Origin of the sequence: Burkholderia sp. PAMC 26561 (assembly GCF_001557535.2) — a bacterium.
Taxonomy (GTDB): Bacteria; Pseudomonadota; Gammaproteobacteria; order Burkholderiales; family Burkholderiaceae; genus Caballeronia.
In genome coordinates this window covers 1,818,486-1,842,411 of sequence record NZ_CP014306.1, presented here as the reverse complement: position 1 = coordinate 1,842,411, position 23,926 = coordinate 1,818,486, and the positions used below count along the sequence as shown (strand labels likewise).

The window sequence follows — 23,926 nt, the reverse complement described above, 5'->3', positions numbered from 1 at the left end:
AATTTGCGCGGCGCGCGATTTCAGGCTCATACGACCACGTTCACCAGACGGCCCGGCACGACGATAACCTTCTTCGGCGTGCGTCCCTCCGAGAATTTTTCGAACATCTCGTGCGCAACCGCAGCCTTTTCGATGTCCTCGCGCGACGCATCCTTGGCCATGATCATCGAGCCGCGCACCTTGCCATTCACCTGCAGCACGAGCTCGATTTCGGATTGCTCGAGCGCGGCTTCGTCCACTTTCGGCCAGGGTGCATCGAGCAGACTGCCATACACGTTCGCGTAACCCAGTTCCTGCCACAACTGGAACGTGAGGTGAGGCACGACGGGATACAGCACGCGCAGCAACACGCCGAAGGTCTCGTTGATCACGGCCGGCGTCGCGTCTTTCGCGCCGTCCACCGCGTTCAACATCTTCATCGCCGCCGACACAACCGTGTTGTACTGCAAACGGCCATAGTCGAAGTCGGCTTGCTTCAAGATGGTGTAGATCTCGCGGCGCAGTGTACGGTCCGAGTCGTTGAGCTTGGATGTATCGAGCTTGCCGTGCGTCTTGAGCGCGTCGGCGCGGCCATGCGCCAGTTGCCAGACGCGACGCAGGAAGCGGCTTGCGCCTTCGACGCCCGTGCCCGACCATTCGAGCGATTGCTCCGGAGGGGCCGCGAACATCACGAAGAGGCGTGCCGTGTCGGCGCCGTAGGCATCGATCAGCGATTGCGGATCAACACCGTTGTTCTTCGACTTCGACATCTTCTCCACGCCGCCGATCACGACCGGCTGGCCGTCGGCGTTCAGCACGGCGCCGACGGGGCGGCCTTTGTCGTCGTGCGACACGGTCACGTCCGCCGGGTTGATCCACGTCTTCTTGCCGGCCGCGTCTTCACGATAGTACGTTTCGTTCAGCACCATGCCCTGCGTGAGCAGGTTCTTCGCGGGTTCGTCGAAGTTCACGAGACCCAGGTCGCGCATCACCTTCGTCCAGAAACGCGAGTACAAAAGGTGAAGAATGGCATGCTCGATTCCGCCGATGTACTGGTCCATCGGCATCCAGTAATCGGTGCGCTCGTCGACCATGGTCTTGGCATCGGGTGCTGCGTAGCGCGAGAAATACCACGACGAATCCACGAACGTGTCCATGGTGTCCGTCTCGCGTTTTGCCGGCGCGCCGCACTTCGGACATGTGCAATTCACGAATGCTTCCGACTTCGCAAGCGGGTTGCCCGTGCCATCCGGCACGAGGTCTTCCGGCAAGACGACCGGCAGATCGGCTTCCGGCACCGGCACGTCGCCGCACGCGGCGCAGTGGATGATTGGAATCGGCGTGCCCCAGTAACGCTGGCGGGAAATGCCCCAGTCGCGCAGACGCCAGGTGATTTGTTTATCGCCGAAATTCTTTGCCTTCAGGTCGGCCGCAATTGCGTTGACGGCTTCTTCAAAGCCGAGGCCGTCGTACTTGCCGCTGTTGATCAGCGTGCCCGTACCCTTCTCGCCATACCACTCTTCCCACGCGTCCGTGCTGTAGGTCTTGCCTTCGACCGCGACCACTTGCTTGATCGGCAGGTTGTATTTCTTCGCGAACGCGAAATCGCGCTCGTCGTGCGAAGGCACGCCCATCACCGCGCCTTCGCCATAGCTCATCAGCACGTAATTGCCAATCCACACTTCAACCTGTTCCTGCGTCAGCGGATGCGTGACATGGAAGCCGGTCGGCATGCCCTTCTTTTCCATGGTCGCGACATCTGCTTCGGCCACGCCGCCGCGCTTGCATTCTTCAATGAACGTTTGCAACGCGGGGTTCTCGCGAGCAAGGCGCGTTGCCAGCGGATGTTCCGCGGCGACCGCCGCGAAGGTCACGCCCATGATGGTGTCGGCGCGCGTGGTGAAAACGCGCAGCAATTTGCTTTCGCCGTCGATCTCGTAGGGGAAACCAAAGTTCACGCCGAAGCTCTTGCCGATCCAGTTCTGCTGCATCAACTTCACGCGCTCGGGCCAGCCGAGGCCGTCGAGGTCGCCGAGCAACTGGTCCGCGTATTCCGTGATGCGCATGTAGTACATCGGAATTTCGCGCTTTTCCACGAGCGCGCCCGAGCGCCAGCCGCGCCCGTCGATCACCTGTTCGTTCGCGAGCACCGTCTGGTCGACCGGGTCCCAGTTCACCGTGCCGGTCTTTTTATACGCAATGCCCTTTTCCAGCATCTTCAGGAACAGCCACTGGTTCCACTTGTAGTACTCGGGTTTGCAAGACGCGATTTCCCGCGACCAGTCGATAGCCAGCCCCATCGACTGCATCTGCTTCTTCATGTAGTCGATGTTGTCGTAAGTCCACTTCGCCGGCGGCACGTTGTTCGCCATCGCCGCGTTTTCCGCCGGCATGCCGAACGCGTCCCAGCCCATGGGCATCAGCACGTTGTGGCCGTTCATGCGCAGGAACCGGTACATCACGTCGTTGATGGTGTAGTTGCGCACGTGGCCCATGTGCAGCTTGCCCGACGGATACGGCAGCATGGACACGCAGTAGAACTTCGGCTTGTCGCTGGTTTCGGTCGACCGGTAGACATCTTTCGCGCGCCAGTCGCTTTGCGCTGCGGATTCGACGTCGGCGGGTACGTATTTATCTTGCATGGTGTGGTCTTGGCGGTTTTGCCTTGCGGCGATGTGGCAGTGTTGCCCGGAAAAGCGTCACGGCCAGGCTCCGGGCGATGCTCGGCGGGCGTCGGTCACGGGTCTCGTCGAGATCGAGGCCGTCTGGCATGGTGCCCGGGCCGCTCCTTCAGCGTGGTTCCATGCCCCGGTGACGCAATGTAGACATGGAGGCCGCCCGCGCGGCCAAAGCGCGATTATACCGTTGAGGCGAAGGGTTCTGGCGAGGCGCGCCTTTGGGTGACCGGCTCGCCTCACAAGCCCGGATTCTCTCAGTGCGTGGGCTTCGCAGGCTCCGTCACAAAGCCGATCTTGCTCAAGCCCGCGCTTTGCGCGGCGCCCATCACCCGTGCGATCACGTCATAACGCGTCGCCGCCGATGCCCTTAGATGCAACTCCGGTTGCGTCGCTTTCTTGCCTTCGGCCGCGAATTGCGCCTGCATCTCCTCGAAGGCGACCGGTTTGTCGTTCCAATAGAACTTGCCGGTGTCATCGATGGAAAGCGTGATCGTGTCCGGCGTCTCGCGCACGACCTGCGATGCCACCTTCGGCAGATCCAGCCGGATTGCGTGCGTGAACAAAGGCGCGGTGATGATGAAAATCACGAGCAGCACCAGCATCACGTCGATCAACGGCGTCATGTTGATCTCCGCCATGGGAGCGCCGTTCGATTTCTTGTCCAGTCCGCCGAATGCCATGATGTAATCGTCCGGTTCGCGGTTGGGAAGCTTCGGCTCAGGCCACGTGGTCCTGAACGGCCGCGCTCTTCACCCGGCACGGCGCCGCGCCGTTGGTGTAAGCGTGCAGGTCGTGCGCGAAGCCATCGAGTTCTTCCGAGATTTGCCGCACCAGCCGTCCGAGCACGTTGTACGCAAGCACGGCCGGAATGGCCACGACCAGTCCGAACGCCGTCATGATCAGCGCCTCGCCAACCGGACCGGCCACGTTTTCGATCATCGCCTGCCCGCTGGCGGCAATGCTGCCGAGCGCGTGATAAATGCCCCAGACAGTGCCGAGCAATCCGACAAACGGCGCGGTACTTCCCACCGATGCCAGCAAGACCTGCCCGAACTCGAGCCGCCGCTGAGACGCGAGCAGCGCATGCCTGAGCGCGCGCAACACACGCTCGCCGGGTTCGACATGCGCGATCAACGCACCCGGCATTTCCGCCTCCGATGCACGCCACGCAGCCATCGCAAGCGGCAAATACACGCGTTCGCGATCGGCTTTCTTCAACTCCGCGATGCCGTCAGCAAGCGTCGCCGCCTGCCAGAACCGCTGTACGGCGCGCGGCCCCTGGCGTTTTGCACGAACGAGGACCCATGCCTTCACGATCAGAAAACACCAGCTCGCCACCGACATGGCCAGCAGCACGCCCGCCACGCCATGTGTGATGCCGTCGCTGCTCTGCAAATAATGAATGATGCCGGTTGTTGCCATTGAACACGGCCCTCGAAGGGATCTGCAGCCTGGCTCAACGCAAGCCGAGCACGTCCTGCATGTCGAACATTCCGCGTTCCCGGCTCGCCAGGAATTGCGCGGCGCGCAGCGAACCTTGAGCGTAAGACAAACGGCTGGAAGACTTGTGCGTGATCTCGACGCGCTCGCCGATGCCCGCGAACAGCACCGTGTGGTCGCCGACAATATCGCCGCCGCGAATCGCAGCGAAACCGATGGTGGAGGGATCGCGTTCACCCGTCACGCCTTCCCGGCCGTACACCGCGCATTCCTTCAAGTCGCGGCCGAGCGCGTTGGCGATCGTCTCGCCCATTGCCAGGGCGGTGCCCGACGGTGCATCGACCTTGTGCCGGTGATGCGCCTCGATGATCTCGATGTCGTAGCCTTTATCGAAGTGTCTGGCCGCGAATTCCAGCAGCTTGAGCGTCACGTTCACGCCCACGCTCATGTTCGCCGAGAACACGACCCCGATCTTCTCTCCGGCGGCACGCAATTGCGCTTTCTGCTGATCGCTGAAACCCGTCGTGCCGATCACCATTTTCACGTTATGGCGCAACGCCGCTTCCAGATGCACGAGCGTGCCTTCGGGACGCGTGAAGTCGATCAGCACATCGCTTGCGGCAAACACCTGCTCGATATCGTCAGTAAGAACCACGCCCGTGGTTTTACCGAGCAACGTACCCACATCCTCGCCGAGCTGCGGTGATCCCGCGCGGTCGAGCGCGCCGGACAAGGTCACGTCGGGATTATTGAGAACGGTTTCGATCAGCATGCGGCCCATACGGCCCGATGCACCGGCGATGGCGATTTTCATGGCGTGTCTCGCGTGATGAAGCGTATTGGCGTTGTGCTGCTGTGGTGTTGCCGATATTGCAACAAGCAATTCGTGCAGAAGCATCAGAAGCGTCGAAGCGGCGCGTTGGCCGCTTGCGAGATAGTGCAATCAGGCGAGAACGGCGGGACAGCCAATGAGGAGACGCCCGCCGTGCTGCTTAATTGGTTTTCGTCGATGGTACGTAGAACGTTGCCTGTCCATCCGTGTTTGCCGGCGTAGGCGACGTACCGGCAGGCCCGACTGCAGCACTGTTCGGAATGGTCACCGTCTGCGGACGCCGCTGCAACTGAATCTGCGAGTTGCCGGCAGCGCTGACGTTCGGTGGCAGGCTCGGATTGCCCGGCACGTTCGGCATGGCCGACGAGCGGGTACGTCCGGTCGGTGCTTCCACGGCCGCCGTTGCACGGTTGGCGGCTTGCGCGGCCTGCTGGTTGGCGTCGCCGGCGAATGCATTCGATGCATCCGGCTGCGTGCTGGGCTCGCCACCCGGCGCCGAGACGGTCGTGGCCGCCGGCGTAGCCGGAACGCCGCTGGCGCCGGCTGCGCTCGCCATGCCCGGAACCGGCGCTGCGGGAATCTTGCGGCCCTTGTCGCCATCGATTTCAGCCAGCAGCTCGAGATTCGACGGCAGGTTCTCGCCACCCGTCCAGTTCGCCACGCGATCGCCGGCGAAATTCACCACGAAATCGCGCTGCTGAACAACCGAAGTCGATCCGCGCTTGAAGTAGAAAATATAGTCCCAGCGGTCCGCGTGGAACATGTCCGCGAGCAGCGGCGTGCCGAGCAGCGTTTTCACCTGATCGCGCGACATGCCGACTTGCATCTGCGCCGCAGCTTCTGCCGAAACGAAATTCCCCTGCACGACCGTGATCCGATACGGCGTGATGTGTTGCGCGATGCTCTGCGTGACGCTGTCATAGGTGGAACAAGCGGACAACCCGGCCAGGACGGTCATGGTGGCGGCAGCAATCAAAGTTCCGCGCATACGACGGCTCTCCCGGCAATTCGATAAAGATTTTGGAAACATTTCACCCTTCATTTCACCCTTCGCCTGGCCCATTGCCCGTATGGGCGCAGGAAGTTTCGAAGTCTTTCGGAGATCGCGCCATTTCGTTCGGATGGTGACCAGAACGGTAAAAACGCATTACTATGAGAACCTTGAATTGTACTCTAGGGATGCCTAGCCATGACCAATCCCGCCGATCTCAAAAATATCGGGCTGAAGGCAACCCTGCCCCGGCTCAAGATCCTCGAGATTTTCCAGCATAGTCCGGTGCGCCACCTGACTGCAGAAGATGTGTATCGCAACCTGTTGCACGAAGAACTCGATATCGGTCTTGCGACCGTGTACCGCGTGTTGACGCAGTTCGAGCAAGCAGGGCTGCTGTCGCGCAGCAACTTTGAATCCGGCAAGGCCGTGTTCGAACTCAACGAAGGCTCGCATCATGACCACCTGGTGTGTCTTGACTGCGGCCTGGTCGAAGAGTTCTTCGACGCTGAAATTGAAAGCCGTCAGCAAGATATCGCAAAAGAACGCGGGTTCAAGCTGCACGAACACGCGCTCGCACTCTACGGCACGTGCACGAAGGAACAGTGTCCGCACAGGAAAAACTGATCCGTTCGCAGCGGTTGTAGCGTTGTCATGCCAGGAAATAAAAAACCGCCGGTTCTTGCAAACCGGCGGTTTTTTTGTGCTTACGTCAGCTTCGCTGCCTTACTTCGCATTGGCCAAAGCCACAGCCGTGTCCAGCATGCGGTTCGAGAAGCCCCACTCGTTGTCGTACCAGCTCGACACCTTCACGAGACGGCCTGACACCTTCGTGAGCGTTGCGTCGAACGTGGACGATGCCGGATTGTGGTTGAAGTCGATCGAGACCAGCGGCGCCGTGTTGTAGCCCAGAATGCCCTTCAGCGCGCCTTCCGATGCTTCCTTCATGATCGAGTTCACTTCTTCCACCGTCGTGTCGCGTGCGGCAATGAACGACAGGTCGACGATCGACACATTGATGGTCGGCACGCGAATCGCGTAACCGTCCAGCTTGCCGTTCAGCTCCGGCAGCACCAGGCCAACCGCCGATGCAGCGCCCGTCTTCGTCGGGATCTGGCTGTGCGTGGCCGAGCGCGCGCGGCGCAGGTCTTCGTGATACACGTCCGTCAGGACCTGGTCGTTCGTGTATGCATGAATGGTCGTCATCAGGCCATTCACCAGACCGATCTTGTCGTTCAGCGGCTTGACGAGCGGTGCGAGACAGTTCGTCGTGCACGATGCGTTCGAGATCACCGTGTCCGACGCCTTCAGCACGTGATGATTCACGCCATAAACGATGGTTGCATCGACGTCCTTGCCACCCGGCGCCGAGATGATGACCTTCTTCGCGCCGCCCTTGATGTGGGCGCTGGCCTTCTCTTTCGTCGTGAAAAAGCCCGTGCATTCCAGCACCACGTCCACGTTCAGCTCGCCCCACGGCAGTTCGGCCGGATTGCGGTTGGCCAGCACGCGGATGCGGTCGCCGTTGACCACGAGGTAGTCGCCGTCAACCGATACTTCGCCCGGGAACTTGCCGTGCGCCGTGTCGTACTGCGTCAGGTGCGCGTTCGTCTTGGCATCGCCGAGATCATTGATGGCAACGATCTCGATGTCATGCTTCTTGCCGTTTTCGTACAAGGCGCGCAGCGTATTGCGGCCGATCCGGCCGTAGCCGTTGATTGCAACGCGAATCGTCATGGTCTATCTCCTGATGGCTGAAAAAAAGTTCAGTTCGCTGCTGCCGGTCCGCTCGTCAAAGCGTCCGTTCAGCCCGCGAGCGCGGCTTTCGCCGTCTCCACGACATGCTCGACGGTAAAGCCGAAATACTTGAAAAGCTCGCCGGCAGGCGCGGATTCGCCAAACGAATCGATGCCCACCACGCCGCCTTCGAGACCCACATATTTACGCCAGAAATCCGTCACGCCGGCTTCGATTGCCACGCGCACGACGCCCTTTGGCAACACGCGCTCACGATACTCGGCGTCCTGCTGATCGAACACGTTGGTACACGGCATGGACACGATCCGTGCGCCGATGCCTTCCTGCGCCAGCTTCTCAGCCGCCTTCAGCGCCAGTTCGACTTCCGAACCCGTGGCGATCAGGATGATCTTGCGCGCGGGAATGTCGTCGTTCCAGTCACGCAGCACGTAGCCACCCTTTGCAATATTCGCGATCTGCACGTCATTGCGTGCCGAGAACAGCAGGTTCTGACGCGTGAAGATCAGGGCCGACGGTCCCTTGTAGTCGATCGCCGACGTCCACGCCACAGCGGTCTCGACGGTATCCGCCGGACGCCATACGTGTAAGTGCGGAATCAGCCGCAGGCTCGAAGTTTGTTCGACTGACTGGTGCGTCGGACCATCTTCGCCCAGACCGATGGAATCGTGCGTGAACACGAAGATGGACGGCGCTTTCATCAGCGCGGCGACTCGCAGCGCGTTGCGGCTATAGTCCGAGAACGTCAGGAACGTGCCGCCGAACGGACGATACCCGCCATGCACCACCATGCCGTTGATCGCCGCGCTCATGCCGAATTCGCGCACGCCGTAGTTGATGTGGTTGCCCCACTGGATCTGGTTCGAGGTCTCGCCGGCGCGCACCGCCTTCGACGCCTTCCAGTTCGTCAGGTTGGAACCCGTCAGGTCGGCGGAGCCGCCCAGCAATTCCGGCAACGCGGCGGCAAGGCCGTCCAGCGTCTGCTGCGAAGCCTTGCGCGTGGCAATGGTCTCGCCCTTTTGATTTGCCGCTTCGATGATGTTCTTCGCGTCCTGTGCCCACGTCGCCGGCAATTCGCCTTTCATGCGGCGCACGAACTCGGCAGCTTCGGCCGAATGTTTCGCGCGGTAGGCATCGAATTGCTTGTTCCACTCGGCTTCAGCACGCGCGCCCGATTCCTTCGCGTCCCACGCTGCATAGACTTCCTGCGGGATCACGAACGGCTCCCACGTCCAGCCCATTCCTGCGCGGGCGTCTGCGATTTCCTTCGGACCCAGCGGCGCGCCGTGCGAATCGTGACTGCCTTGCTTGGTCGGCGCACCCTTGCCGATGGTCGTGCGGCAGCAGATCAGCGTCGGCTTGTCCGAGTTCTTGGCCTGCGCAATAGCAGCGTCCACCGCGTCGACGTTATGGCCGTCGACCGCGCGGATCACGTTCCAGCCGTACGCTTCGAAGCGCTTCGGGGTGTCGTCGTGGAACCAGTGTTCGACGTGGCCATCGATTGAAATGCCGTTGTCGTCGTAGAGCGCGATCAGCTTGTTCAGCTTGAGCGTCCCGGCGAACGAACACGCTTCGTGCGAGATGCCTTCCATCATGCAGCCGTCGCCAAGGAACACGTACGTGTGGTGATCGACGATCTTCGCGCCGTCCTTGTTGAACTCGGCGGCGAGCAGCGCCTCGGCCAGCGCCATGCCGACAGCATTCGCCAGACCTTGCCCGAGCGGACCCGTGGTGGTTTCCACGCCCGGCGTGATGCCGTATTCCGGATGGCCCGGCGTCTTCGAATGCAGTTGACGGAAATTCTTGAGTTCGTTGATCGGCAGGTCGTAGCCGGTCAGGTGCAGCAACGAGTACAGCAACATGGAACCGTGACCGTTCGACAGAACAAAACGGTCGCGATCGGCCCAGTGCGGGTTGCTCGGATTGTGCTTCAGGTGACGCGACCAGAGTGCGACGCCGATTTCCGCCATGCCCATCGGCATGCCGGGATGGCCGGAATTGGCTTGCTGAACGGCGTCCATTGCCAGCGCGCGGATTGCGTTGGCCATCAGGGTGGTCTGGCTGGAAGTCGGGGATGTCATGTCGAGTCCGGTAGGTCCTGAAAAGATCCTGGGATGATTCTGGAGACGCACCGGGCGAACGACGAAACCACGTTTTCAGCAACCGGAGCGACGAGAAACGGAGAGGATCGGGAGCCCGTCATTCTAGCAGACGGCTCCGGGACTCAGGCGCGACCGGGCCGCTCAAGCGGGCGCAAGAAAACGGGCTGCGACCCGGCGCTCGGGCACGCTACCTGCATCCGGCATCCGGGCGCAAAGCGGCCAAGCCGGGCTTGAACCCGCAACCGCCATGGCACAATGCATGAACCAGCGCGCTCCGAGGAGATTTTGAAATGACCGACCCCCGCCCCGCCGATGTCCCTTGGCTCACGCCGTATCTGACGGTTCGCGATGCTCGCGTAAGCACGGGGTTCTATGAGCAGGCGCTAGGCTTTGCACTACGCGACAGCGTCAATGACGACGGCGCCGTGATCCATGTCGAGATGACGTATCGCGGACAGTTGATCCTGATGTTCGCACCGGAAGGCGCGTACGGGTCGCACGCAAGAACACCGAAAAGCACGGGCTTGATGGCGCCCCAGTCGTTCTACTTGTACGTGGATGATGTCGATGCCGTCTATGGCCGCGCCATTGCCGTCGGCGCGAAGGGGCTGATCGAACCGCAAGACCAGTACTGGGGCGACCGGTTCGCGCAATTCGAAGACCCGGATGGGTATCGCTGGGCAATCGCCCGGCACCTGAACTGACCGACACCCTCCGTTTTCATCACTAGCCGGACGCCCGCACGCGTTTGGGCGCACCCTCTCATGCCACGTTTCTTTGTTTCCAGCCCGCTCGTTGCGGGCGAAATCATGCCGCTGCCAGACGATGTCGTCCGGCACGTCCAGGTCCTGCGCCTGCAAACCGACGACCCCATCACCCTGTTCGACGGCACCGGCGGCGAATACAGCGCGCGGCTGCTCGAAATCGGCAAGCGCACGGCGACCGCGCACATCGATGCATTCAACGAACGCGATGCCGAAACGCCGTATCGCGTGACATTGGCGCAGGGCGTGGCAGGCGGCGACAAGATGGACTGGCTGATTGAAAAGGCGGTGGAACTGGGCGTTGCATCCGTAATCCCCCTCACCACTGAGCGCGGCGTGGTGCGGCTTTCCGGTGAACGCGCGATCCGCCGGCACAGCCATTGGCAGGCTCTGGCGCGCGCCGCGTGCGAGCAGTGCGGACGCAATCGCGTGCCCGGCGTCACGCCGGCGCTGGATCTCGACAAATGGTTGAATGGCCTGCCGCCCGTCGAAACCGACGAGTTGCGCTTGTTGTTGTCGCCGAGGGCGGAATTGAGTTTCGCTTCCCTTCCGGGCAAAGCGCCGACCTCGCCGGTCACGGTCGCAATCGGCCCCGAAGCGGGGTTTTCGCCGGCAGAAGAAGCCGCTATCGCCGATGCCGGATTCACCACGCTCGGCCTCGGACCGCGCATTCTTCGCACGGAGACGGCCGGCATCGCAGTCCTGGCAGCGCTCGCAGCAAAATGGGGCGGATGGTGACTGGGAACGCAAAAGCCGGCCGGCGCCTCTTCTAAAAGGCGCCGGCCGGCTTATCTGTCAGACATGAAACCTGCGGAATTCACGCAAACGAGTCAGGCAAACGCGTCAGGCGAACGAGTAGAACACCCTGAACGCCACACGTCGCTCCGCCCAGAACTCCGCCGCTTCACGAAACACGTCCAGAAGGGTTTCGCGCCCTTCCTTGTCGAATTTCTGCGCCACTGGCAGTGCTTCCAGAACGATCACGAATCCTGGTTGCGATCCGGCTTTCTGTACCAGGTCGGTCAGGCTGTCGTAGAGCGCATCGTAGTTCTTGCCAAAGTGCTTGGGAAACAAGAAGGACGTCGCGATGGTTTCGAGCACTTCCTGCTTGCTCTGCGCCTGACCACAGTAGGCGTAAAGGAAATGCTGGCCGAGCTTGCCCGCTTCGTCGGCGAGATCCTGAACGCGAAAAGCGCGAATCGACTGCACGATATTCGATCGTACTGTCTTGAAAAGACTCATAGACCCCTCGTTCAATGATGACAGCGCCGTGCTCGGTTCGTTGTCGGGTCTCGTTTCGTCTGTTGTGCGGAGTCGCAAAACGCGCTGGAACATGTTGCCATCGCCGGCGAAAAGATCACCCGCGACACCGTTGTCGTGCGCGTAGATGTTGTCGCTCATGCCGTTCATCCCGAAGTTAATCCCGCAATGCGTTTAAAACTCACGTAATGGTCGTCGCTGTAGAAGCAGTTGTCGATCTGCCGACGCGGCCCTCCACATACGATCCGGCGTGCGCCGCGATCACGGGCGCGCGGCGTAGGTACGGTGTATTCGCGGTAATAGCCGCGCGGATGCGGCGGAAGCATACGCTCGCGGTTGCCAAACACAATGCCGTCTTTCTCATACGGGAAAGGTCCGCCAGCTTCGATCCGCCGTAACGTCACAACCGCCTGCTTTGGCAATTGCGCAGCGTCGACAGTCGTCTGTGACGACTCCAAACCCGCTGATGCGGCATCGCGCCTGTTCTCTCTGCGCGGATCGCTTTGCGGCCTGTTCTTGTCCTGCACTGCGAGCGGCGACTGGGCCTGCGACGCTGCTGCGGGACTGTTGCCTCCCGGGCTTGGCGAGTCCGGCGCGCTCTTGCCGCAGCCGCTCAGCACCACCAAAAGCGCCGTCAGGAAACCACAAACCCATGCGCGCTTCACAAAACCCATCCCGCTTAAAGCCCCAAAAATTGACGACCATGAAAGACGTAAGGGTATCGCTAATGACAGCCGGAATCAACGTTGGTTCAGGCGATGCCCGTTTTTTAATCAGTTCCGGTCCCCTGCCGTCAGGCCGGGCTGCAGGCCCACTGGCGTTTTCCGGCCGCAATCAAATTTAGGGCGGCATCAAATATCGGACTGATCTGAGATGTTTTTATCTTGGATGGGATAATAATTCTCTCATGCGTGGCTTGGGGAGTGGACCCAGTGTCGCCTCTCTGGGGAAAGCTCTCACGGTCTGACGATCGGAACCACTGCTGTTTGGAGGACAAGCAAATCCCCTTGCATGCCTCGAGGCGTGCCGGACGATCCGGCACGCTTTTTTTTGGCCTGAAGCAGTCACAGTCTATTTTCGGTCGCCCAACAAAAAAGGGATTGCGACGATTCCGCAACCCCTTTCTACCAACGCATCCCGCAACTTCCGCGAGCTTGATTTACTTCAACGCGCTACAGCCGTCGTGTCCGCAACCAGCAACGCAGTCATGTTGACAATCCGTCGCACCGTTGCAGACGCCGTAAGCACGTGAACCGGCTGCGCCGCACCCAGAAGAATCGGACCGATGGCGATGTTGTTACCGGCGGCCGTCTTCAGCAGGTTGTACGAGATGTTGGCCGCATCGATATTCGGCAGCACGAGCAGGTTTGCATCGCCTTCCAGGGTTGATTCCGGCAGCACTTCGGCGCGCAACCGCGAGTCGAGTGCCACGTCGCCGTGCATTTCGCCGTCCACATCCAGCTCCGGCGCGCGTTCTTTCAGCAGCGCCAGCGTCTCGCGCATCTTGATGGCGGATGGTGCGTTGCTTGTGCCGAAGTTCGAATGCGACAGCAGCGCGATCTTCGGCACGATCCCGAAGCGGCGCACTTCTTCCGCCGCCATGATCGTGATTTCGCAAAGCTGCTCGGGCGTCGGGTCGACGTTCACGTGCGTGTCGACAATGAAGATCTGCCGGCCCGGCAGCACCAGCGCATTCATGGCCGCGTACACGCTGCAGCCCGCCTTCTTGCCGATCACCTGATCGACGAAATGCAGATGCCGGTGCGTCGTGCTGATCGTGCCGCAAATCATGCCGTCCGCTTCGCCCTTCTTCACCAGCATGGAGCCGATCAGCGTGGTGCGGCGGCGCATTTCGAGCTTCGCCATCTGCGCGCTGATGCCCTTCCTGGCCATCATGGTGTGATACGTCTGCCAGAAATCGCGATAACGCGAATCGTGATCCGTATCTACCACGGTGAAATCCACGCCCGGCGTCAGACGCAAACCGTACTTGGCGATGCGTTGCGTGATCACGGCCGGACGTCCGATCAGGATCGGCTTGGCGATCTTCTCGTCTACCGCGATCTGCACCGCGCGCAACACGCGCTCTTCCTCGCCCTCGGCGAACACAATGCGCTTCTTGTCCGGCTCGACGCTGCGCGCAAGCTGGAACACGGGCTTCATGGTCGTGCCGCTGTGATACACGAACTGCTGCAGGTGCTGCTCGTAAGCATCCATGTCTTCAATAGGACGCGTCGCCACGCCTGAGTCCATGGCCGCCTTGGCAACCGCCGGCGCGATCTTCACGATCAGGCGCGGATCGAAAGGCTTCGGAATCAGGTACTCGGGACCGAACGACAGATCCTGGATGCCGTAAGCGGTCGCCACGATATCGCTTTGTTCCTGACGCGCCAGTTCCGCAATCGCGTTCACGGCGGCAATTTCCATCTCGCGCGTGATCGTGCTCGCGCCCGCATCCAGCGCACCGCGGAAGATGAACGGGAAGCACAGCACATTGTTGACCTGGTTCGGATAATCCGTGCGGCCGGTTGCCAGCACCGCGTCCGGTCGGACTTCCAGTGCGAGTTCCGGCAGGATTTCCGGCGTCGGGTTGGCGAGCGCGAGAATCAGCGGCTTCGGCGCCATGCCCTTCACCATGTCCTGCTTCAGCACGCCACCAGCGGAGAGGCCGAGGAAAACGTCGGCGCCTTCGATGACGTCGGCAAGCGTGCGTGCGGACGTTTCGCGCGCAAAGCGATCCTTGTCCGGGTCCATCAGTTCCACTCGGCCCTTGTAGACCACGCCGGCCAGATCCGTCACGAAGATGTTCTCGAGCTTCATGCCGAGTTCGACCAGCAAGTCGAGACACGCAAGCGACGCGGCGCCTGCGCCCGACGCCACGAGTTTCACTTCATCGATCTTCTTGCCTACCACGACCAGACCGTTGGTAATCGCCGCCGCGACCACGATGGCCGTACCGTGCTGGTCGTCGTGGAACACCGGGATCTTCATGCGCTTGCGGGCCTCGCGCTCGACGATGAAGCAATCCGGCGCCTTGATGTCTTCGAGGTTGATGCCGCCGAACGTGGGTTCGAGCGCGCAGATCACATCGACGAGCTTCATGGGGTCCATCTCGTTCAACTCGATGTCGAACACGTCGATGCCCGCAAACTTCTTGAATAGCACAGCCTTGCCTTCCATGACCGGCTTCGACGCGAGCGGCCCGATGTTGCCGAGCCCAAGCACAGCCGTGCCGTTCGTCACCACGCCGACGAGATTGCTGCGCGCGGTGAAGCGCGCGGCGTTCAGCGGGTTCGCAACGATCTCTTCGCACGCGAATGCGACGCCCGGCGAATAGGCCAGCGCCAGATCGCGCTGGTTGATCATTTGCTTGGTCGGGGCGATCGCGATTTTGCCGGGGGTGGGAAACTCGTGGTAATCGAGCGCGGCTTCGCGGAGTTTGGCTTTGGCGTTATCTGCTGGCGTGGTCATGAGGCGGCGGGCTTTAGGCAAGATTAGAATAGAAGTTCGAACGCATTGTAGCGCCAATCAAAGGCCGTCCCAGAAGGTGATACCCGCAATTCCCGGCGCGAGGCCCATTCGGACAAGGCTTCGAAAGGCGGCAGAAAGCACATGCCTGTCGGTGCTTTACGCCGCTAAATCCTTTTATCGAGATGAAACGCGCACGAACGCGGGCGCATCGTCTCCATCTCTCTTTCGACATTGCCGGACTGCCGATGCTCTCAGAGTTTTCCCTGATCGAACGATATTTCTCCCAACCCGCGACCACGCGCCGCGCACCGGCGGCTCAAAACTCGGGTAGGGACGCGGGCGCGACGCTTGGTATCGGCGATGATTGCGCGTTGCTCGCGCCCAAGCGCGGTCAGCAACTGGCGATTTCCACCGACATGCTTGTCTCCGGCCGCCATTTCTTCCCCGATGTCTCTCCGTTTGCGCTCGGCCACAAGGCGCTCGCTGTGAACCTCTCGGACCTGGCCGCAATGGGCGCCGCGCCGCGTGCGTTCACGCTTGCGTTGTCCATGCCCAAAGCCGAGGAAAGCTGGCTCCAGGCGTTCAGCGACGGCCTCTTCCGGATGGCGAACGCGCACGGCTGCGAGCTGATCGGCGGCGATACGACCGGCGGACCGCACGTGACCATCAGCATCACGGTCTTCGGCGACGTTCCTGCCGCACGCGCGTTGCGCCGCGACGCCGCGCGCCCCGGCGACGACATCTGGGTATCCGGACAGCTCGGCAACGCCCGCGCCGGACTCGGCATCAAGCGGCAAGAATGGTCCATAAAAGACGCTGCCAGCGCAGCCATCGCGATAAAGGCGCTCGAGCAGCCCGAGCCGCGCGTGGCGCTCGGCATTGCGTTGCGCGGCGTGGCGCACGCCGCGCTGGATCTCTCCGACGGCCTCGCGGGCGACCTCCTGCACATATTGAAGCGCTCGAACATGCGCGCGACCGTCGACGTGGATCTCGTACCGCGCTCCCCCGTTATCGATGCATTGCCGGCGGCCGCCCAGTTGCCGTGCGTCCTCGCCGGCGGCGACGACTACGAACTCTGCTTTACCGCGCCAGTCGAGGCGCGCGCAAAAATCCAACGCTCGGCCAAGCAGGTGGGCGTGCTCGTGACGCGCATCGGTACAATCGAGGGTCTTGCTGCTCTCACTGACACGCCCGCCATCGACTGGCGCAATCATGCCGGTCCCGTATCGTTTACGGCATCGGGCTACGACCACTTTCATGCAGACTGACCCGATCACCGAGACTATCGACGACAAACCGCGTCCCAAGCCAAAGCGCCGGACGAGCGCCCGCTTCATGCTGTCGCATCCGCTTCACATCCTGTCGCTGGGTTTCGGCAGCGGCTTGTCCCCGGTTGCGCCCGGCACCGTTGGCACATTGTTCGCGTGGGCGTCGTTCGTGGCGTTCAACCCGTATCTCACCGTTGCCGAATGGGCCGTGCTGATCGCCGTGGGCTTCGTCGCCGGGTGCTGGTTCTGCGGCTTCACGGCGAAGAAAATGGGTATCGAGGATCCGTCGCCGGTCGTGTGGGACGAGATCGTCGCGTTCTGGCTCGTGTTGCTGCTGGTCACGCCGGCCACGTTCACCGGACAGTTGTGGGCGTTTGTCGTGTTCCGCTTCTTCGATATGGTTAAACCGCCGCCCATCAGCTATTTCGATCGTCATCTGAAGGGCGGCTTCGGCATCATGTTCGATGACATCGCGGCCGCGTTTTTCTCGTTGCTCGTGATCGCGCTGTGGCGCATGACGATTTGATGCCGCGCGTTATCGATTCTCTCCTGCCCACACGATCAGCCCACTAGCGAGTCCCATCATGGCCACCGATAAAGTCGTCCACCAGCTCGCCATTCGTGCCGGCAACAAACTGCGTGATGAGCGCCTGATGCTCGCGACGGCGGAATCGTGCACGGGCGGCATGGTCGCGACTGCGATGACGGATATTTCCGGCAGCAGCGCGTGGTTCGAGCGGGGGTTCGTCACGTATTCGAATGCCGCCAAGACCGAGATGATCGGCGTGCCGGCCGACCTGATCGAGCGTCACGGCGCGGTGAGCGAGCCGGTTGCCAAGGCCATGGCAGAAGGTGCACTCAGGAACAGCCGGGCGCAGGTTTCGCTGTCCATTACGGGCGTAGCGGGTCCGGGCGGCGGTACGGAAACCAAGCCGGTCGGCATGGTTTCATTTGCATGGAGCAACCGGCTGCATACCTCTGTCGAGACGCAGTTGTTCAAGGGCGACCGCGAACAGATTCGCACCCAGGCAGCGGCGCATGCGCTGCGCGGTCTGCTCGAACTATTAGAACGAAGGGAACGGTGAACAAGCGGATGTTGGCTAGACAGGCAAAAACCGGAACCGCGAATCATGGGTGGGCGTGCTGATGCCGGCGTTTGCCTACGACACGGCTCAGATCATCAAATGGCTCGGCGCATCTACCGTGGCCAAGGCGCGCGGGTACGTCGACGAAGTCAGGCACCTGCACTGGGACAACGACGTTCTGCGTGCCGACGTGAAAGGCACCCAGCGCCAGCCGTATCACGTCGAAGTGAAGTTCCGTGACGACCGTGGCGCGATCTCAGCCCAAGGCCGCTGTTCGTGCCCGGTCGGATTCGGCTGCAAGCACGCTGCCGCCGCGTTGCTCGCGACCGCCAGCGACAAACCCGAGGAACCCGACTCAGTACGCGCCGAAGTCGCCGGCTGGCTTGAAGGATTTCGCTCACGGTTTGCATCGACACGCAGTACGGCTGCGAAGAAAACCACCGAAGCAAATGGCGCCCTGGCGCTCGCTTACGTGCTCGGCACGTCGCGCGTCATGCGCATGCCCGAGGTCGCGCTGCACAAGGTGCGCCTGAGTCCGGACGGCTCGCTCCAGACGCTCGACCGGCCCTGGACCAATCTCGACTCAGCGCTCGTCAAACAGCCGAAATTCGTCAGCGACGACGACCTGACCATTCTTCGTGCGCTGATCATCGGACGCACGCGCAACGACTTCGGCGGCTTCGCCCTGCACGGCGAAGAAGGCGCGGATTTGCTGCAGCGCATGCTCGCAACCGGACGCCTTTTCACGGCCACGCCTTCGTCGCGGGATGTGGGCGAACCGCGCCGGCCGTTGACGCAGGGCGAAGCGCGGCCGGGACGCATTGAATGGACGCCGGACCCGGACGACCGCGTGCGGCCCGTGCTGCAAACGGAGCCGGCATCGACCTTCGTCATCACGACCGAACCGTTGTGGTTCGCCGATGCCGAAACGCGCGAAGCCGGCATCGTCGACATGCCTCAGCCGGCGCGGCAACTCGTCGATTACCTCGCGATGCCGCCCATCTCGCTCGCCGAAGCGCCGCTTGTCGGCGCCATGTTGCGCGAGGTCGCGTCCGACCTGCCGCCGCCTCCGGGCCACGAAACGCTGAATCTACAGATCGTAGATATTGAACCGGTGCCCGTGCTCGTGCTCGACACGCAGTCCATTAGCGGAACATGGCGGCCGCGTGAGGAACGCACGGGGGCGAGCGTGCTGGATTTCGCCCTGCTGAGTTTCGATTACAGCGGCTTCAGCATCGACCCCACGCACGCCACTACGATCTTGCGCACGGAGTCCGGCGACATGGTCCAGGTGAAGCGCCGTCACGACGTGGAAACGCGGTATTCGAACCAGCTCTACGAGCTTGGATTTCGCAAGATTCCGGCGCACCAGCGCTTCGGACCGAAGGCCATTCCGGCCGGCGTGCTCGGCTTGCCGGCATCGGCCGCCTGGGCCTTGTTCACGAGCGACACCGTGCCGTCGTTGCGCGAGGACGGCTGGCGCATTTCCATGTCGCCGGAATTCCGCTTCGATTTCATCGAGATCGACGATATCCAGGGCACCGCGCACCACAGCACCGACGGCTGGTTCGACCTCGAACTCGGCATTGCCGTCGGGGAACGGAGCGTGCGGCTGGAGCCGCTGCTCGCCGACCTGTTCCAGCGCGACCGGCGCTGGCTGGCGGGGGCGATCGATTCGATTCCGGATGACGAAGGCATCGAACTCAACACCGATCTCGGCGAACGACTGCGGCTGCGTGCATCGCGGATCAAGCCGGTGGTGCGCGTGCTGATCGATCTGTTTGACACCCTCGGTACGCAACCGCTGCGCGTCTCCGAAAAAGACGCCGGCCGTCTGGAAGCGCTCACCGACACCGGCCGCTGGCAGTTCCACGGTGATGTCTCCATCCGTGAACTCGCGCAACGATTGCAGGAAGGACCGGGATTGCGTGAAGTCCCGGTCCCTCGCGGCTTGAACGCAGAGCTTCGCGTCTATCAGCGCGAAGGCCTCAACTGGATGCAGTATTTGCGCGAACGCAACCTGTCCGGCGTGCTTGCCGATGACATGGGACTCGGCAAGACCGTGCAGACGCTCGCCCACATTCTCGCTGAAAAGGAATCGGGCCGGCTCGACCGTCCCGCGCTCGTAGTGCTGCCGACTACGCTCGTTCACAACTGGCGAGAGGAAGCGAAGAAGTTTGCGCCCGATCTTCGCGTGCTCGACCTGCATGGCCCCCAACGCAAGGATCGCTTCGATCAGATCAGCGAGCACGATCTCGTGTTGACCACGTACCCGCTGTTGTGGCGCGACTTGGCCATGTTGTCGCAGTACGAGTATCACTTGCTGATCCTCGACGAAGCACAGACCGTGAAAAACGTCGCGACAAAGGCTGCCAAGGGGATTCGTGATTTGAGTTCGCGGCATCGGCTTTGTCTGACGGGTACGCCGCTTGAAAATCACCTGGGCGAGTTGTGGGCGCAGTTCGATTTCCTGCTGCCGGGATTCCTTGGCACGCAGAAAGATTTCACCAAACGCTGGCGCACGCCCATCGAAAAATACGAGGACCCGGTGCGCCGTGATCTGCTCGTGCGGCGGATCCGGCCATTCATGTTGCGTCGAAGGAAAGACGAAGTCGCGAAGGAATTGCCGCAGAAGACGACTATTGTGCGGACTGTATCGCTCGAGGGTTCGCAGCGGGATTTATACGAGACCGTGCGAATCGCGATGCAGGAAAAGGTGCGAATGGCGGTGGCCGATCAAGGTTTGGCGCGCAGCCATATCGTCGTGCTGGAGGCGTTGTTGAAGCTGCGTCAGGTTTGCTGCGATCCGTCGCTGGTGAAGCTCACGCGGGCGAAGCGCGTGGAGGAATCGGCGAAGCTTGATTTGCTGCTCGATATGCTGCCCGAGTTGCTTGAAGAAGGACGTCGCGTGCTGCTGTTTTCGCAGTTCACGGGGATGCTTGCGATCATCGCCGCCGCGCTCGATAAAGCCGGTTTGCCGTACGTGACGTTGACGGGCGATACACGTGATCGCGTGACGCCAGTGACGCGTTTTCAGGATGGCGAAGTGCCGCTGTTCCTGATCAGTTTGAAGGCGGGTGGAGTTGGGTTGAACCTGACCGCCGCCGATACCGTGATTCACTACGATCCGTGGTGGAATCCCGCGGCGGAGAATCAGGCGACGGACCGTGCGCATCGGTTGGGGCAGTTGAAGCCGGTGTTCGTGTACAAGTTGATCGTGGCGGGGAGTATTGAGGAGCGCATCGTGGCGATGCAGGACCGTAAGGCCGCTCTCGCCGATAGTATTCTGCGTGAGGACGCAGCGGCCGGGGCCAAGTTCTCGGCGGAGGATATTGAGGCGTTGCTGGCGCCGATGCCGCAGGGGTGATGTGTATTTTTTGGACGCTTTTTGGCGCCTTGGGCGGGGGGCGGGGGGCGGGGGGCGGGGGGCGGGGTCGGGGTCGGGGTCGGGGTCGGAGTGGGTGCCGGGTTGCTGCTTTTTAGGCTACCGCGCGTTTCGTTCTAGCTGATTTTTTTAGCACTATTAGCCACTGTCCGTGGCGGGACTTCATTTCTTTGTCCAACGGCGACAAAGAAACGAAGCAAAGAAAACGCCTCTCCACCGAGGGCTCATAAGTGTCCCGAGCGTGCACGTTTTAACTGTTTGGTACTTCAGAAGAACGCTCGACGCCATAACCACCAACAGTTGAACCCCTCCCCCTCCGAACACGGATACCCACACGCTTCGCCACCAGTAACTGTGGCAGTCAATACGGAAACCTCGCCAAGGCATACCAACGGCGAAGCCCATAACGGCTCCACAGCATCCTGAACCCGAGGCTTCGCGACCGGGATCCCTGGCAAGCACGGGCGCAACGGAACCAGTACAGCCACGCCCTCCGTTTGGGCGCCAGCGCGCGCAGCGCGGAGGCCTAATTAGCGGATTCCCACACTGGTGGCGAAGCGTGTGGGTTGCCGTGTTCGGAGGGGGAGGGTTTCAAGTGTTCTTGATTGCGGCGTCGAGCGTTCTTGTGAAGTACCAAACAGTTATCACTGCACGCTCGGGACACTTATGTGCCGTCGGTGGAAAGGCGTTTTCTTTGCTTCGTTTCTTTGTCGCCGTTGGACAAAGAAATGAAGTGCCGCCACGCACAGTGGCTAATAGTGCTAAAAAAATCAGCCAGATCAAACCGCGCGGTAGCCTAAAAAGCAGCAACCCAGCACCAACCGCAACCGCAACCGACCAAAAACCCCTCCCCGAGCGCCAGCGAAAACTCAAACCACTACAGTCTGCGCCTCCCCCACCCCAGACTCCCGAACCCGCCCGATCGCCCAAACCTGCTCCCCTGCCGCCGACAACATCCCCGTTGCAGCTTCGGCGTCAGCCGCATCAACAACAACGACCATCCCGATCCCGCAATTGAACACTCGATGCATCTCCGCATCAGCCACACCGCCGTGCTTCTGCAGCCACGAGAACAACGGCGGCAGCGGCCACGCCCGATGATCCAGCTCAACGGTCAAGCCATCGCGCAGAACCCGCGGAATATTCTCGACCAGCCCGCCGCCGGTGATATGCGCCATGCCCTTCACGGCCATCTGCGACATCAGCGACAACAACGGCTTCACATAAATATGCGTCGGCGCCATCAGTGCATCAGCAAGCGTTCGGCCATCAAAATCGGCATTCAGGTCCGGCTGCGCACGCTCGATGATCTTGCGCACCAGCGAATACCCATTCGAATGAATCCCCGACGAAGCCAGACCCAAAACCACATCGCCCGGCTTGATGGTCGAGCCATCGATAATCTTGCTCTTTTCCACCGCGCCAACCGCAAATCCCGCCAGATCGTATTCGCCATCGGGATACATGCCCGGCATTTCGGCGGTCTCGCCACCGATCAACGCGCAACCGGCCAGCTCGCAACCCTGCGCAATGCCCTGCACTACGGTCGCGGCCGTATCCACATCCAGCTTGCCGCAGGCGAAATAATCGAGGAAAAACAATGGCTCGGCGCCTTGCACGAGAATGTCGTTCACGCTCATGGCGACGAGATCCTGGCCGACGGTATCGTGCTTGTTCAGTTGAAAAGCGAGGCGCAGCTTGGTGCCTACGCCGTCGGTGCCGGACACGAGCACCGGCTCCTTGTAGCGTTTGGGCACTTCGAACAGCGCGCCGAATCCGCCGATCCCCCCCAACACGCCGTCGCGCATGGTTTTCTTGGCAAATGGCTTGATCCGGTCGACGAGCGCGTCGCCGGCATCGATGTCCACGCCCGCATCGCGATAGGACAAACCTTGGGCGGGTGCGCCCGTGCGCTCTGGGGCGGATTTCGGTTGATTCATGGGGGATCGGCGAGAAGGTCGGTAAAATGAGATTTTAACCGATGCTGGCCGTCCAACCTGATTTCTCGCAGTTCCCGGCCGCGGCTCCAAAGTACCGTTCCACCCCTTTTTGAGACTCACGCCTATCCGGCGGGTGTCTCGACCTTGCGCTCAATGCCTTTTGCACCGGTTCATGCCGGACATCAGCGAAGTTGAGCGCGCCGTTTTCAAGACACGCCCTGACGGAACCGATTGCCCGTGCAACGCCAACTGACGCTCGATCTCGGCACGCCGCCGCTCGCCACCTTCGACAATTTTTTCGCCGCCGGCAACCACGAGCTGGTCACGCGCCTGCGCGAACTCGAAGGCGCGCTCGCCACAGGGCCGGTGGCCGACCGGACCTTCTACGTCTGGGGCGAGGCGGGCAGCGGCCGCAGCCACCTGCTGCAGGCGCTGATGCACGAAGCCAACGGCCGCGCGCGTTTCCTGAGTCCGCAGGCGCCGCTCGCCGCATTCACCTTCGACCCGAAAGCCAACATCTACGCCGTCGATGACTGCGAACGCCTCTCGGGCGCGCAGCAAATCGCGCTTTTCAACCTGTTCAACGAGGTCCGCGCCCATCCTTCCAGCGCGCTCGTGGCGACGGGGAACGTGGCGCCGCTGGGGTTATCGGTGAGAGAAGACTTGCGCACGCGCCTCGGCTGGGGACTGGTCTTCCAGCTCACGCCCCTTTCCGACGAAAGCAAGGCCACCGCGCTGAAACACGCGGCGCGCGAACGCGGTATCGATCTGGCGGATGACGTGCCAGCCTACCTGCTCACCCATTTCCGGCGCGACATGCCAAGCCTGATGAAGCTTCTCGACGAACTCGACCGCTTTTCGCTGGAGCAAAAGCGCGCGGTCACCCTGCCCTTGCTGCGTACGATGCTCGCCAAAAAGGAAGATGAAGCGCCGCGCCCGCAAACCGAGCTTTTCTGACCCTGGACGGCAGGCACGC

General features: G+C 61.6%; 19 protein-coding genes. 8 read left to right on the top strand and 11 right to left on the bottom strand.

From position 1 onward, the window contains the following. Nucleotides 1–26: 26 nt before the first annotated feature. The 5 genes from leuS to bamE all read right to left on the bottom strand — a co-directional run bounded on the left by leuS (nt 27) and on the right by bamE (nt 5,917). Entirely contained in the window at nt 27–2,621 is a 2,595-nt protein-coding gene (gene leuS, locus AXG89_RS08590; protein WP_062169221.1) for a leucine--tRNA ligase, read from the bottom strand. 290 nt (nt 2,622–2,911) lie between these two features. After that, nucleotides 2,912–3,337, bottom strand: a complete 426-nt coding sequence (locus AXG89_RS08585; RefSeq protein ID WP_062169219.1) for an ExbD/TolR family protein — start codon at nt 3,335–3,337, stop codon at nt 2,912–2,914. A 37-nt stretch (nt 3,338–3,374) separates the two neighbouring features. Then, the gene (locus tag AXG89_RS08580) at nt 3,375–4,079 is read right to left on the bottom strand and encodes a MotA/TolQ/ExbB proton channel family protein (RefSeq protein WP_062169217.1); all 705 of its coding nucleotides are present in this window, start codon (nt 4,077–4,079) and stop codon (nt 3,375–3,377) included. Nucleotides 4,080–4,113: 34 nt separating this feature from the next. Then, the gene (gene dapB, locus AXG89_RS08575) at nt 4,114–4,911 is read right to left on the bottom strand and encodes a 4-hydroxy-tetrahydrodipicolinate reductase (RefSeq protein ID WP_062170435.1); all 798 of its coding nucleotides are present in this window, start codon (nt 4,909–4,911) and stop codon (nt 4,114–4,116) included. 178 nt (nt 4,912–5,089) lie between these two features. Further along, a complete protein-coding gene (gene bamE / locus AXG89_RS08570; protein ID WP_062169215.1) occupies nt 5,090–5,917 on the bottom strand; it encodes an outer membrane protein assembly factor BamE in 828 nt (275 codons plus the stop codon). A gap of 201 nt (nt 5,918–6,118) precedes the next feature. On the opposite strand from bamE, the gene fur reads away from it, so the two are divergent. Then, entirely contained in the window at nt 6,119–6,547 is a 429-nt protein-coding gene (fur, locus tag AXG89_RS08565; RefSeq protein ID WP_056356132.1) for a ferric iron uptake transcriptional regulator, read from the top strand. Between the two features lie 99 nt (nt 6,548–6,646). On the opposite strand, the gene gap is transcribed toward fur, so the two are convergent. Further along, nucleotides 6,647–7,657 (bottom strand): type I glyceraldehyde-3-phosphate dehydrogenase, encoded by a 1,011-nt coding sequence (gap, locus tag AXG89_RS08560; protein ID WP_061998503.1) that lies wholly within the window; start codon nt 7,655–7,657, stop codon nt 6,647–6,649. A 68-nt stretch (nt 7,658–7,725) separates the two neighbouring features. After that, nucleotides 7,726–9,756 carry a transketolase gene (tkt, locus tag AXG89_RS08555; RefSeq protein ID WP_062169214.1) on the bottom strand — a complete coding sequence of 677 codons (2,031 nt, stop codon included), beginning with the start codon at nt 9,754–9,756 and terminating at the stop codon, nt 7,726–7,728. Nucleotides 9,757–10,067: 311 nt separating this feature from the next. Here tkt and AXG89_RS08550 point away from each other — a divergent pair, with 311 nt between their 5' ends. Both AXG89_RS08550 and AXG89_RS08545 read left to right on the top strand, forming a co-directional pair. Beyond that, the gene (locus AXG89_RS08550; RefSeq protein ID WP_061998501.1) at nt 10,068–10,481 is read left to right on the top strand and encodes a VOC family protein; all 414 of its coding nucleotides are present in this window, start codon (nt 10,068–10,070) and stop codon (nt 10,479–10,481) included. 60 nt (nt 10,482–10,541) lie between these two features. Then, nucleotides 10,542–11,279, top strand: a complete 738-nt coding sequence (locus AXG89_RS08545) for a 16S rRNA (uracil(1498)-N(3))-methyltransferase (protein WP_062169212.1) — start codon at nt 10,542–10,544, stop codon at nt 11,277–11,279. 105 nt (nt 11,280–11,384) lie between these two features. Here AXG89_RS08545 and AXG89_RS08540 read toward each other — a convergent pair whose 3' ends face one another. From AXG89_RS08540 to AXG89_RS08530, 3 genes are all read right to left on the bottom strand, one after another. Further along, entirely contained in the window at nt 11,385–11,942 is a 558-nt protein-coding gene (locus tag AXG89_RS08540) for a barstar family protein (RefSeq protein WP_062000690.1), read from the bottom strand. 5 nt (nt 11,943–11,947) lie between these two features. Beyond that, nucleotides 11,948–12,328, bottom strand: a complete 381-nt coding sequence (locus tag AXG89_RS08535) for a ribonuclease (RefSeq protein ID WP_082771456.1) — start codon at nt 12,326–12,328, stop codon at nt 11,948–11,950. Between the two features lie 637 nt (nt 12,329–12,965). Continuing rightward, nucleotides 12,966–15,272 carry an NADP-dependent malic enzyme gene (locus AXG89_RS08530; RefSeq protein WP_061998499.1) on the bottom strand — a complete coding sequence of 769 codons (2,307 nt, stop codon included), beginning with the start codon at nt 15,270–15,272 and terminating at the stop codon, nt 12,966–12,968. Nucleotides 15,273–15,517: 245 nt separating this feature from the next. Between AXG89_RS08530 and thiL the strand changes: the two genes are divergently transcribed. The 4 genes from thiL (at nt 15,518) to AXG89_RS08510 (ending at nt 20,992) form a co-directional block, all read left to right on the top strand. Further along, the gene (gene thiL, locus AXG89_RS08525; protein WP_062170433.1) at nt 15,518–16,540 is read left to right on the top strand and encodes a thiamine-phosphate kinase; all 1,023 of its coding nucleotides are present in this window, start codon (nt 15,518–15,520) and stop codon (nt 16,538–16,540) included. Next, complete coding sequence (locus AXG89_RS08520) at nt 16,530–17,066, top strand: phosphatidylglycerophosphatase A family protein (protein WP_236873318.1); 537 nt, start codon at nt 16,530–16,532, stop codon at nt 17,064–17,066. The genes thiL and AXG89_RS08520 overlap by 11 nt, the downstream gene beginning before the upstream one ends. A 58-nt stretch (nt 17,067–17,124) precedes the next feature. Beyond that, entirely contained in the window at nt 17,125–17,625 is a 501-nt protein-coding gene (locus AXG89_RS08515) for a CinA family protein (protein ID WP_062169210.1), read from the top strand. A 61-nt stretch (nt 17,626–17,686) separates the two neighbouring features. Then, nucleotides 17,687–20,992, top strand: a complete 3,306-nt coding sequence (locus AXG89_RS08510) for a DEAD/DEAH box helicase (protein ID WP_062170429.1) — start codon at nt 17,687–17,689, stop codon at nt 20,990–20,992. 887 nt (nt 20,993–21,879) lie between these two features. On the opposite strand, the gene purM is transcribed toward AXG89_RS08510, so the two are convergent. After that, on the bottom strand, nt 21,880–22,950 hold the full coding sequence (purM, locus tag AXG89_RS08505; RefSeq protein WP_062169208.1) for a phosphoribosylformylglycinamidine cyclo-ligase: 1,071 nt from the start codon (nt 22,948–22,950) through the stop codon (nt 21,880–21,882). A 231-nt stretch (nt 22,951–23,181) separates the two neighbouring features. Here purM and hda point away from each other — a divergent pair, with 231 nt between their 5' ends. Continuing rightward, nucleotides 23,182–23,907 carry a DnaA regulatory inactivator Hda gene (hda, locus tag AXG89_RS08500; protein ID WP_178391859.1) on the top strand — a complete coding sequence of 242 codons (726 nt, stop codon included), beginning with the start codon at nt 23,182–23,184 and terminating at the stop codon, nt 23,905–23,907. Nucleotides 23,908–23,926: the final 19 nt, after the last annotated feature.